Below are 11,986 nucleotides of genomic sequence, written 5' to 3'. Positions count from 1 at the left end.
ATTATCCCTCCTTCTTCTCGGATACCACGACAGTGATGTGGCTGGTGCGTTTGTTGATCTTGCTTGCACGGCCTTGTGCACGCGGGCGGAAACGCTTGAGCGTCGGGCCTTCGTCTACGAAGACTTCGCTGACGACGAGGTTGTTGATGTCCAGGTCGTAGTTGTGCTCGGCGTTTGCCACTGCGGATTTCAATACTTTCTCGACAACCGGCGATGCGGCTTTCGGAGTCAGTTTAAGAATGGCGACCGCTTCACCGATTTGCTTGCCCCGGATCAGATCGACGACAAGACGAACTTTGCGAGGAGCGATACGGACCGTGCGGGCGATGGCTTTTGCTTGTTGCATCAGGGGTACCTCCTCTCAATTAGCGTTTCGTTTTCTTATCGTCGGCTCCGTGTCCGCGGTAAGTGCGCGATGGCGCGAATTCACCGAGTTTGTGGCCGACCATGTCTTCCGTGACGTAAACCGGAACGTGTTTGCGTCCGTCATAGACTGCAATGGTGTTGCCGACGAAGTTCGGGAAGATCGTCGAACGGCGGGACCAAGTTCTGATTACCTGCTTTTTGTCGTTTGCATTTTGCGTTTCGACCTTTTTCATAAGATGATCATCGACAAAAGGTCCTTTTTTCAAGCTGCGACCCATGTTGGTACCTCCCTCCGTGATTGCCCCACGGCCCACCCCGTGAACCGCAGAGTAACCAAATTATTTTTTGCGGCGACGAATGATGAGATCGTTCGACTTGGCTTTTTTCTTGCGTGTTTTGAGGCCGAGTGCCGGCTTGCCCCATGGAGTGACAGGTGCTTTGCGGCCGATTGGCGTGCGGCCTTCCCCACCACCGTGCGGGTGATCGTTCGGGTTCATGACGGAACCGCGGACTGTCGGGCGCTTGCCCATCCAGCGGGAACGTCCGGCTTTACCGATGTTGATCAGTTCGTGCTGCTCGTTGCCGACCTGGCCGATTGTCGCGCGGCATGTGCCGAGGATCATGCGGACTTCGCCGGACTGCAGACGGACGATGACGTACTTGCCTTCTTTGCCGAGCAACTGTGCCGATGTGCCTGCGGAACGGACGAGCTGGCCGCCTTTTCCTGGCTTGAGTTCGATGTTGTGGATCGTCGAACCCATCGGGATGTTCTCGAGTGGAAGAGCGTTCCCCACTTTGATGTCGGATTCAGGACCGGACATGATCTGCATGCCGACCTTGAGGCCTTTTGGTGCGAGGATGTAACGCTTTTCCCCGTCTACGTAGTTGATCAATGCGATGTTGGCAGAACGGTTCGGATCGTATTCGATCGTGGCAACGCGTCCTGGAATGCCGTCTTTCCGACGTTGGAAGTCGATGATGCGGTATTGGCGCTTGTGGCCGCCGCCCTGGTGACGGACTGTCGTACGGCCTTGGTTGTTGCGGCCGCCCTTGCGGTGTTTAGGCGCGAGGAGCGATTTTTCCGGCTTGTCCGTTGTGATCTCGGCAAAGTCGGAAGCCGTCATGTTGCGTCGGCCGTTCGTCGTCGGTTTGTACTTCTTGATCGCCATTGTTTTCCCTCCTCTTGTATTTTGGGTGAAGTTCGTTTATTAAGCTTCGAAGAGCTCGATGTCTTTCGAGTCAGCCGTCAGTTTGACGATGGCTTTGCGGCGTTTGTTCGTGTATCCGCCGTAACGGCCCATACGCTTGAACTTGCCTTTGACGTTCATGATGTTGACTTTCTCGACTTTGACGCCGAAGACTTCTTCCACAGCCTGTTTGACTTGCGTCTTGTTGGCGCGGACGTCCACATCGAACGTGTATTTTTTGTCTTCCATTGCTTCAGCGGAACGCTCGGTAATGACCGGACGCTTCAATACATCACGTGCATCCATTAACCAAGCACCTCCTCTACTTTTTCGACCGCGGACTTCGTCATGACGAGCTTGTCATGGCCGACGAGATCGAGAACGTTGATGCCGTTTGCGGAGACGACTGTGACGCCCGGGATGTTGCGTGCGGACAGTGCCACGTTTTCGTCAGGCTCGGCTGTGACGAACAATGCTTTCTTGCCTGCAGACAGGTCGTTCATCACTTGGATGAATGCTTTTGTCTTCGGCGCGTCGAATGCGAGGCCTTCCAGTACGATGAGGCTTTCTTCGCGGACTTTCGTGGAAAGTGCGGAACGAAGAGCAAGACGACGGACTTTTTTAGGGAATTTGTAGCTGTAGCTGCGTGGTGCAGGACCGAATACGGTACCGCCTCCGCGCCACTGCGGCGAACGGATGGAACCTTGGCGTGCGCGGCCTGTGCCCTTTTGGCGCCACGGCTTGCGGCCTCCGCCGGCTACTTCTCCGCGATGCTTGACTTTGTGGTTGCCTTGGCGCAGCGAAGCACGCTGGGCGATGATGGCTTCAAACAAGACGGCTTCGTTCGGCTCGATCCCGAATACGGATTCGTTCAGTTCGAGTTCGCCTACGGAAGCGCCCGATTGGTTCAGTACGGATACTTTTGGCATTGTGTTGTCCTCCTTTCCTTATTTCTTGAGGGATGCGCGTACTTTGATGAGCGACTTGCGTGCGCCCGGTACGTTCCCTTTGACGAGAAGAAGATTGCGTTCTGCGTCGACTTTGACGACTTCGAGGTTCTGGATCGTCACTGTGTCTCCGCCCATGCGGCCTGGGGATTTCATCCCTTTGAAGACGCGTGCCGGGTCAACCGGTCCAAGCGAACCTGGTGCGCGGTGGAAACGGGAACCGTGGCTCATAGGTCCGCGGGAGTGGCCGTGGCGCTTAATCGCACCCTGGAAGCCTTTCCCTTTAGTCGTGCCCGTGATGTCCACGAAATCTCCTGCTGCGAAAATTTCTACTTTGACTTCCTGACCAACTTCGTAATCGGCCGAGTCTTCTCCGCGGAATTCGCGAACGAAGCGCTTAGGCGCAGTTTCTGCTTTGGCTGCGTGGCCTTTTTCCGGTTTGTTCGCGAGTTTTTCGCGCTTGTCTTCGAAGCCGAGCTGGACTGCTGCGTAGCCGTCCGTTTCAGCCGTCTTCTTTTGAAGGACGACGTTCGGCGCCGCTTCGATGACTGTTACCGGGATGAGGTCGCCGTTTTCAGCGAACACTTGTGTCATGCCGATTTTTCTACCCAAGATTCCTTTGGTCATTCGTCACACCTCCTGCATTGTGTAAGTTGTATTGGTTTTATTAGAGTTTGATTTCGATGTCTACGCCGGATGGCAGATCTAGCTTCATCAGAGCATCGACCGTTTTCGGCGTCGGATTGACGATGTCGATCAGACGCTTGTGTGTACGCATCTCGAATTGCTCACGCGAGTCTTTGTACTTGTGCACAGCACGCAGGATCGTGTAGACCGAGCGCTCTGTCGGAAGCGGGATTGGACCCGAAACACTTGCACCAGAACGTTTTGCCGTTTCGACAATCTTCTCAGCAGATTGATCGAGGATGCGGTGGTCGTACGCTTTCAAACGGATACGGATTTTTTGTTTTGCCATTATTTTCCCTCCCTTTCGCCTTTTTTCAAGACAGTTCTCCACGGAAATACCCTGCACGCCCGCCATGGCAAAGCGGCCGGGCGTGTCAGCAACCTCCCGCTTCATCGCAGTCAGATGACCAACATTCCACATTATACACAAAAATAAAGAACTCCGCAACTGTCAATGCGAAATCCTCTTTTGTGGACTTTCATAGTATAACGGGTGGTGCTTCCCGATGCAAGGGAGAAGGGAAATGTTTGAAAGTTAAGGCCCCCTTGATATAAAAACCGTCCCCGTCTGATTAAAGACGGGGACGGTTGAGATCTCGTTCAGAGGATCATGGCGGCGATCCAGCCGAAGACGATGAGCGGGATATTATAATGGAGGAACGTCGGAACGCATGTGTCCCAGATGTGGTTGTGCTTGCCGTCGACATCGAGGCCGGCGGTCGGTCCGAGCGTGCTGTCGGATGCGGGCGATCCGGCGTCCCCGAGAGCGCCGGCCGTGCCGATGAGCGAGACGATGGCGAGTGTGCTGAAGCCGAACTCGATGCTGAGCGGAACGAAGATCGCCGCGATGATCGGAATGGTGGCGAATGACGAGCCGATCCCCATCGTGACGAGCAGGCCGACGAGGAGCATCATGAACGCAGCCGCCGTCTTGTTGTCGCCGAGCATGCCGCTTGTCGCATGCACGAGCGACTCTACGTCGCCGGTCGCCTGGATGACGCCGGCGAATCCGTTCGCCGCAATCATGACGAAGCCGACAAATGCCATCATTTTCATTCCTTGATTCAAGAGCTCGTCGGCTTCCTTCCAGCGGACGGCACCGGTCGCATACAGGACGGCGATCCCGGCAATGGCGCCGATGATCATGGAATCCGTTCCGATCTGGGCGGCTAGCGCGGCGGCTAGCGCAATCACGGTGAAGACGATATTGCGCTTCGGCACATCCGCTTCGGGGCCCTTCGCGGCGTCTGCCTCCTCTTCACCGTAGTCACGGGGCTTCCGGTAGGAAATGAAAACGGCGACGAGCAGGCCGATGAACATGCCGCCGACCGGGATGGCCATCGCCCTCGGAATGTCGGACATGTCGATCGTGAGGCCGGCCAGCTGCATCTGATTGAACAGCACTTCATGGAACAACAGCCCGAATCCGACCGGCAACAGGATATACGGAGCCGTCAGGCCGAACGCCAGGACGCACGCGATGAGGCGACGGTCGATCTTCAACATGTTGAGGATGTGAAGGATCGGCGGAACGAGCAGCGGGATGAAGGCGATGTGAATCGGAATCAGGTTCTGTGAGGAAATTGCGATAAGCAGGAGGACGACGACGACCAGCGCCTTCGCCAGTCCCTTTCGCTGCTTTTCCTCGCCTTCCCCCACGACCTTGAGAATCAGGCGGACAAGCACTTCCGGAATCCCCGTCTTGGAGATGGCGACGGCAAACCCGCCGAGCAGCGCATAGCTGAGGGCAATCGTCGCCCCGCCGCCGAGCCCCTCGGTGAATGCATCAACAGTTTCATGTATGGACATGCCGCCCGTGAACCCGCCGGCAAGCGCCCCGATTGCGAGCGCCAGCACCACGTTCACGCGGAGCAGACTGAGAATGAGCATGACCGCAACGGCCAGAATGACTGCGTTCATAAAAGACACGACCTTTTCGCTTTAATGCTTTAGCGTGGTGAATTAATGAAGTACAGAAATTAATTTAACAGATTCGGCGTGCCGGCGTCAACCCGGAAGTTTTTTCTTTGCAGTGGAGATGGGGAGAGGTGTTCGGGTGATGGGTGCCTTGCTCCGGTATTGTAAGAGAGTGAATCGGGGGTGAGTGGAATCATAGAGACTTTGAGTGAGCGCGTTGGCTTGGTGAGTGGAATCATAGGCGCCGTGAGTGAGCGCGTTGCCGGGTTGAGCGGAATCATGGAGAGATGCTTTCCAACGCTTCGCTTTTGGACGCAGAAAAAGCGTTGCTGTCCGGTTCTCTTTGTGATTTCATACAGAAAGAGAAGAAACCTGCGAAAAGCGTCAGTAGACGCCGTCGCGAAGTACGGCGTCTGGGCTCAAAAGCGAAGCGTTGAGCCGCACAGATCCCGCAGAGCGCAGAGATGACGCCCGCGGCAAGTGAGCGGACTGATGGAGTTTACACAATACTACTGACACCATACCGATATTGAGCTCCTTACTCCGAAGTTGCTTCCCTTACTCCGAAATTGGACTCCTTACTCCGATTTTAGCCTCCTTACTCCGATATTGGCTTCCTTACTCCGATTTTGGACTCCTTACTCCGATATTCCCTCCCTTACTCCGATATTGGCTTCCTTACTCCGATATTGGCTTCCTTACTCCGATATTCGCCTCCTTACTCCGATATTGGCTTCCTTACTCCGATTTTGGACTCCTTACTCCGATATTGTCTCCCTTACTCCGATATTGTCTCCCTTACTCCGATATTGTCTCCCTTACTCCGATATTGTCTCCCTTACTCCGATATCGCCTTCCTTACTCCGAAATCAGCTTCCTTATTCCTGTCTCCCCCTCTCTCCGATCACTTCCGCGTTGCTCCGATCCCCGGGCCTGCAATCCCTCAGAATAAAACACCGGCAAGCCTTCCATCCGTCGGAGGGCTTGCCGGTGAGTCCATCTATCAGGCGTGTTGCTTTTCGTATGCCGTGATGTGGTCTTCGTATTTGAATGTGAGCGCGATTTCGTCCCAGCCGTTGAGGAGCATTTCCTTCCAGTACGGATCGATGTCGAATCGGTGCACCGCTCCGTCGGGTTCGGTGATGGTCTGGGCCCCCAGGCTGACGGCGATTTCCCACGGCCGGTCTTTGCCTTTCTCAAGAAGGGATTCCACTTCCTCTTCGGGCAGGCGGATCGGGAGGATGCCGTTTTTCATGCAGTTGTTGTAGAAGATGTCGGCGTAGCTCGGGGCGATGACGACGCGGAATCCGTAGTCCAGAATGGCCCACGGGGCGTGCTCGCGGGATGAGCCGCAGCCGAAGTTTTCCCGGGCGACGATGATTTCGGATCCTGCGAACCGGGGATCGTTCAAAACAAAGTCTTCCTTCGGCTTGCCGTCGGCGTCAAAGCGCCAGTGGTAGAACAGGTATTTTCCGAAGCCGGTCCGTTCGATGCGCTTCAGGAATTCCTTTGAGATGATCTGGTCGGTGTCGACGTTGCTCCGGTCGAGCGGCGTCATGATGCTGGTCACTTGGTTGATCGGCTTCATCTGGCTTTCTCCCTTCTTCTGCTCAGGCGTGGACGGCGGATGGCGTGCGGATGTCGGTGAACCGGCCTTCGATCGCGGCGGCCGCAGCCATCGCCGGGCTCATGAGATGCGTCCGCGCGCCGGTTCCCTGCCGGCCTTCGAAGTTGCGGTTCGACGTGGAGGCGCAGCGCTCGCCCGCCGGAACGATGTCGTCGTTCATGGCGAGGCACATGCTGCATCCGGACTCGCGCCACTCAAAGCCTGCCTCAAGGAAGATCTTGTCGAGCCCCTCGTCTTCGGCTTGCTTTTTCACTGTGCGCGACCCCGGCACGACAATCGCCGTGACCGACGGATGCACCGTGCGGCCTCCGATGACGTTCGCCGCGGCGCGGAGGTCGCTCAGGCGTGCGTTCGTGCAGGAACCGATGAACACATGCTGCACCGGGATTTCGGTGAATTTCTGGCCCTCTTCGAGCCCCATGTATTCAATCGCCCGGAGGAAGCCTTCGCGGTCCATTTCGTTCTCAAAGTCGGACGCATGCGGCACTTGTCCGGAAATGCCGGCGCCCATCGACGGGTTCGTGCCCCATGTGATGAACGGCTCGATCTCATCGGCATGGATCGAAAGCGTCGTGTCATACTCCGCCCCTTCATCGGAAGCGAGTGCGAGCCAGCCGGCCGCCGCCTGTTCAAACGCCTCGCCCTCCGGCACTTCACGCCGGCCGCGGAGGTACTCGACCGTCGTCTCGTCCGGGCTGATGAGGCCTGCGCGTGCGCCTGCCTCGATCGACATGTTGCACACCGTCATCCGCTCTTCCATCGAAAGCTTGCGGATCGCTTCTCCGGTGTATTCGACGATATGGCCGGTTCCCACATCCGTGCCAAATTTTGAAATGACGGCAAGGATGATGTCTTTGGCGGTCACGCCGGCTCCGATTTCGCCATCGATGCGGATCTGCATCGTCTTCGGACGGGACTGCCACAGCGTCTGCGTGGACAGCACGTGCTCCACTTCACTCGTACCGATCCCGAATGCAAGTGCACCGAACGCTCCGTGGGTGGACGTATGGGAGTCGCCGCAGACGATCGTCTTGCCCGGCTGGGTGAGCCCGAGCTCCGGTCCGATCACGTGGACGATGCCCTGGTCGGGATGGTTGACGCCCGCAAGCGGAACGCCGAACTCCTCGCAGTTTTCGCCGAGCGTGCGGATCTGCTTTCGCGAGACGGGATCCTTGATCTCCGCCCGGTTGCGCGTCGGCACGTTGTGGTCGACCGTCGCGAAGCAGAGATCCGGGCGGCGGACTTTGCGGCCGTTCAGCCGGAGTCCCTCGAATGCCTGCGGTGAGGTCACTTCGTGCAGCAGATGAAGGTCGATATAAAGGAGGTCGGGCTTCCCCGGTTCTCCGTAGACGATATGCTGATCCCAGATTTTATCGATGATTGTCTTTGCCATGCGCTTCCGCCTCCCGAATTACATATACGCGAACAGGATGTGGTCCGAGACCGCCTCGCTGTCCAGCTGTTCCAAAATCCGCTCTGTCCATTCATCTGTTGTGAGTGCCCGCTCATCCTTCTCCGCCAGGTCCGCCGTGCGGAACCCGTCTTCGAGGACGGTCTGGACCGCCTCTTCGATCGCCGATGCTTCGGTGTCCATTCCGAATGAATAGCGCAGCATCAGGGCGGCGGAAAGGATGGCCGCGGCCGGATTGGCGATTCCCTTGCCGGCGATGTCCGGGCCGGATCCGTGGACCGGCTCGTACAGCCCGAAGCCGTCCGTCCGGATGCTCGCGGACGGCAGCATGCCGAGCGAGCCGGTGATGACGGAAGCCTCGTCGCTCAGGATATCCCCGAACATGTTTTCCGTGACGACCACGTCAAACGCCGCCGGATTCGTGATCAGCTTCATCGCACAGGAATCCACGAGCTGATGCTCGACCTCGACATCCGGGTAGGAAGCTTTTTTCTCTTCGACGACTTCCCTCCAGAGGCGGCTCGTCTCCAGAACATTCGCCTTGTCCACGGAAGTCACTTTGCCCCTGCGCACACGGGCGAGCTCGAACGCCTTTTCGACGATGCGCTCGATCTCCTGCCGGGAATAGCTCAGCGTGTCGACCGCCCCTTCGTGCGTGCGGCGCTTCGGTTCGCCGAAGTACAGGCCGCCCGTCAGTTCGCGGACGATCATCAGGTCGACGCCGGCCGCTTTTTCTTCTTTAAGCGGCGACGCTCCGAGAAGTGCCGGCACCGCCTTCACCGGACGGAGGTTTGCGAACAGGCCGAAATGCTTGCGGATGGCCAGAAGCCCGTTCTCCGGACGGTTGCCGGACGGGTAGTCATCCCATTTCGGTCCCCCGACCGCTCCGAGCAGCACGGCGTCGCTCGCTTGGCAGGCTTCCGCCGTTTCTTCCGGGAACGGATTGCCGAGGGCGTCAATTGCCGCTCCGCCGATCAGTCCGTAGGTCATCTTGAATGTGTGGTTGTAGCGGCGTGCGATGAGTTTCAGCACCTTGACTGCGGCACTTGTCACTTCGGGGCCGATTCCGTCCCCAGGCAATACGGCAATTGTCTTTTCCATGTTCTCTTCCTCCTTATGTGATGGGGTGTACCGGCTTTGTCCGGCCATTTGTCCTGCTCTGTTCCTGCATCGGGTCCTCCGGCGGTCAGTTCACCGCGGGTACGGCACCGGCCGGCTGTTGCTGTGCGTCTTTCACGAGTTTGCGGTTGATGGCGTTGAAATAAGCGTTGGCCGTTGCTTCAAGCACGTCCTGGGAAGCGTCGCGTCCGGCGATTTCCGTGCCGGCCACCCGGAGGTTCACGTAGGCTTCGCCGAGTGCGTCGCGGCCTTTGCCGATCGAGGTGACCCGGTAGTCGAGGATGTTGACTTTTTCCTTGACGATCCGCTCAAGCGTGTTGAAGATCGCTTCGACGGATCCGGATCCGGTCGCCGCCTCCGTCACTTCCGTTCCGTCCGGCATCGTGGCCGATACCGTCGCGGTCGGAATGTTCGCCGTGCCGTACTGGATCTGGAAGCTGCGGAGTTCGTATACCGGCGTTTCCGAGTCCTGGATCTGGCGGTGCGTCAGGATGACGAGCAGGTCGGCTTCCGTGATTTCCTTCTTGCGGTCGGCGAGCTTCTTGAATTCGGCAAATGCCTCGTTCAGCTGCTCTTCGCCGAGTTCGAAGCCCATCTGGACAGCACGGTCGCGGAATGCGTGGCGGCCGGAGTGCTTGCCGAGCACGAGCTCGGTGTGCGCGTCGCCGATAAGTGCCGGTGTGATGATTTCGTATGTGTCCGGATTCTTCAGCATGCCGTCCTGGTGGATGCCCGACTCATGGGCAAAGGCATTCTTGCCGATGACCGCCTTGTTCGGCTGGACGGCAACCCCCGTCAATCGGCTCACGAGCTCGCTCGTGCGCTTGATCTCCTTCAGCGTGAAGCCCGAGTCGGCGTTGTAGTGGTCTTTGCGGATATGGAGCGCCACAGCGATTTCCTCGAGCGCCACGTTGCCGGCGCGCTCGCCGATGCCGTTGATCGTTCCTTCCACTTGGTCCGCGCCGTTCTCGATGGCAGCGAGCGTGTTTGCCGTCGCCATGCCGAGGTCATCATGGCAGTGGGCGGACAGCTTCACTTTCTCGATGCCGGGAACCGTTTCTTTCAGGAACTTGAAGATCGAACCGTAATCCTGAGGCGTCGCGTAGCCGACCGTATCCGGGATGTTGATTGTTGTCGCGCCGGCTTTTACGGCTTCCGCCGCGATGCGGGCGAGGAATTCCGGCTCCGTCCGGGAAGCATCTTCCGCCGACCACTGGACGAGCGGAAAGAACTGCTTTGCATATTTGATCGCCTCGACGGCCGCTTCCACGACCTGGTCCGGCGTCTTCTTCAATTTATAAGCCATATGGATCGGCGAGGTGGCGAGGAAAATGTGGACATGCGGCTGTTCCGCACCCTTCAGCGCCTCCCACGCAGCGTCGATGTCTTTTTTGTGGCAGCGGGCGAGCCCCGTCACGATCGAGTTCTTGACCGTTCCGGCAATCCGCCGCACTGCGTCCTGGTCTCCCGGCGATGCGGCGGGGAATCCGGCTTCGATGACCGCAGCGCCGAGCCGTTCCAGCTGGCGTGCGATCTCGAGCTTCTCGGCGGTGTTGAGGTTGATTCCCGCCGACTGCTCCCCGTCTCTCAGTGTGGTGTCAAAGATGTCAATTTTGCGCACTGGCGACCACTTCCTTTTTCGGCTTCTTCCCTTCGTTGACAAATGGCATCATCGCGCGGAGCTCGCGGCCGACCTTCTCGATCTGATGCTCGGACTCCCGGCGGTTGATCGCGTTGAACTCCGGACGGTTGAGCTGGTTCTCAAGCAGCCAGCCTTTTGCGAACTTGCCGCTCTGGATGTCATCGAGCACTTCCTTCATTCGCGCTTTCGTATCTTCCGTGATGATGCGCGGGCCGGAAACGAAATCGCCCCACTGCGCCGTATCGGAGATCGAGTAGCGCATGCCTTCCATGCCGCCTTCGTACATGAGGTCGACGATGAGCTTCAGCTCGTGGAGGACTTCAAAGTACGCAAGCTCCGGCTGGTAGCCCGCTTCGACGAGCGTTTCGAAACCTGCCTTGACAAGTGCCGTCGTGCCGCCGCAGAGGACGGCCTGCTCGCCGAACAGATCCGTTTCGGTCTCTTCCTGGAATGTCGTCTCCAGAACGCCTGCACGGGTAGCGCCGATCCCCTTTGCATAGGCGAGTGCCACGTCCTTCGCCTGGCCTGTCGCATCCTGATAGATCGCGAACAGTGCCGGAACGCCTGCGCCTGATTCGTATGTGCGGCGCACGAGGTGGCCCGGGCCTTTCGGTGCGACCATGAGTACGTCGACATCCGACGGAGGAACGATCTGGCTGAAGTGGATGTTGAAACCGTGTGCGAACACGAGCGCCTTGCCCGCGCGGAGTGCCGGACGGATTTCTTCGTTGTACACCTGCGTCTGGCGCTCATCCGGGAGGAGGATCATGATGACATCTGCCGCCTCTGCCGCCTCGCGCACGGTTGCCGTTTCCAGTCCGTCCTCCATTGCCTGATTGAACGAGCGTCCCGGCCGGACTCCGACGACCACATCAAAGCCGGATTCCTTCAGGTTCTGCGCGTGTGCGTGGCCCTGCGAGCCGTAGCCGATGACCGCGATCTTCTTGCCTTGGAGTGCCGCTTCGTTAACATCCTGGTTATAGTACATTTTTGCCATTGTAATCTTCCTCCCTGTGGGTTCCTGGTTTTATTGGTTTATTTGGATCGGCCGGCGGTGCCGTGCCGCTGAATCACTTCGTTAGA

The 11,986-nt window shown here is 58.0% G+C and carries 13 protein-coding genes; all 13 read right to left on the bottom strand.

From position 1 onward, the window contains the following. Position 1 precedes the first annotated feature (1 nt). The 13 genes from rplV to ilvC all read right to left on the bottom strand — a co-directional run bounded on the left by rplV (position 2) and on the right by ilvC (position 11,900). Positions 2–346, bottom strand: coding sequence for a 50S ribosomal protein L22 (gene rplV / locus ACFFIY_RS12790; protein ID WP_354194450.1), 345 nt, complete (start codon positions 344–346; stop codon positions 2–4). A 19-nt stretch (positions 347–365) separates the two neighbouring features. After that, on the bottom strand, positions 366–644 hold the full coding sequence (gene rpsS, locus ACFFIY_RS12785; protein ID WP_354194448.1) for a 30S ribosomal protein S19: 279 nt from the start codon (positions 642–644) through the stop codon (positions 366–368). Between the two features lie 60 nt (positions 645–704). Then, on the bottom strand, positions 705–1,535 hold the full coding sequence (rplB, locus tag ACFFIY_RS12780; RefSeq protein WP_354194446.1) for a 50S ribosomal protein L2: 831 nt from the start codon (positions 1,533–1,535) through the stop codon (positions 705–707). Between the two features lie 39 nt (positions 1,536–1,574). After that, positions 1,575–1,859, bottom strand: a complete 285-nt coding sequence (rplW, locus tag ACFFIY_RS12775; protein ID WP_354194444.1) for a 50S ribosomal protein L23 — start codon at positions 1,857–1,859, stop codon at positions 1,575–1,577. Continuing rightward, complete coding sequence (gene rplD, locus ACFFIY_RS12770; protein WP_354194442.1) at positions 1,859–2,482, bottom strand: 50S ribosomal protein L4; 624 nt, start codon at positions 2,480–2,482, stop codon at positions 1,859–1,861. Before rplD ends, rplW begins: the two co-directional genes overlap by 1 nt. Before the next feature lie 18 nt (positions 2,483–2,500). Then, entirely contained in the window at positions 2,501–3,127 is a 627-nt protein-coding gene (gene rplC / locus ACFFIY_RS12765; RefSeq protein ID WP_354194440.1) for a 50S ribosomal protein L3, read from the bottom strand. 40 nt (positions 3,128–3,167) lie between these two features. Next, entirely contained in the window at positions 3,168–3,476 is a 309-nt protein-coding gene (gene rpsJ / locus ACFFIY_RS12760) for a 30S ribosomal protein S10 (RefSeq protein WP_008298888.1), read from the bottom strand. A 311-nt stretch (positions 3,477–3,787) separates the two neighbouring features. Further along, on the bottom strand, positions 3,788–5,107 hold the full coding sequence (locus ACFFIY_RS12755; RefSeq protein ID WP_354194438.1) for a Na+/H+ antiporter family protein: 1,320 nt from the start codon (positions 5,105–5,107) through the stop codon (positions 3,788–3,790). Between the two features lie 1,000 nt (positions 5,108–6,107). Next, the gene (leuD, locus tag ACFFIY_RS12750; RefSeq protein ID WP_354194436.1) at positions 6,108–6,692 is read right to left on the bottom strand and encodes a 3-isopropylmalate dehydratase small subunit; all 585 of its coding nucleotides are present in this window, start codon (positions 6,690–6,692) and stop codon (positions 6,108–6,110) included. Between the two features lie 22 nt (positions 6,693–6,714). Continuing rightward, complete coding sequence (gene leuC, locus ACFFIY_RS12745; protein WP_354194434.1) at positions 6,715–8,124, bottom strand: 3-isopropylmalate dehydratase large subunit; 1,410 nt, start codon at positions 8,122–8,124, stop codon at positions 6,715–6,717. Between the two features lie 18 nt (positions 8,125–8,142). After that, on the bottom strand, positions 8,143–9,243 hold the full coding sequence (leuB, locus tag ACFFIY_RS12740) for a 3-isopropylmalate dehydrogenase (RefSeq protein ID WP_354194432.1): 1,101 nt from the start codon (positions 9,241–9,243) through the stop codon (positions 8,143–8,145). Positions 9,244–9,328: 85 nt separating this feature from the next. After that, the gene (locus tag ACFFIY_RS12735) at positions 9,329–10,882 is read right to left on the bottom strand and encodes a 2-isopropylmalate synthase (RefSeq protein WP_354194430.1); all 1,554 of its coding nucleotides are present in this window, start codon (positions 10,880–10,882) and stop codon (positions 9,329–9,331) included. Further along, positions 10,869–11,900 carry a ketol-acid reductoisomerase gene (gene ilvC, locus ACFFIY_RS12730; RefSeq protein WP_354194428.1) on the bottom strand — a complete coding sequence of 344 codons (1,032 nt, stop codon included), beginning with the start codon at positions 11,898–11,900 and terminating at the stop codon, positions 10,869–10,871. Before ilvC ends, ACFFIY_RS12735 begins: the two co-directional genes overlap by 14 nt. Positions 11,901–11,986: the final 86 nt, after the last annotated feature.

This window comes from Bhargavaea ullalensis (genome assembly GCF_042432615.1).
Classification (GTDB): domain Bacteria; phylum Bacillota; class Bacilli; order Bacillales_A; family Planococcaceae; genus Bhargavaea; species Bhargavaea ullalensis.
The sequence above is the reverse complement of the archived record's forward strand: the minus strand, read 5'-3'. Positions and strand labels throughout refer to the sequence as shown.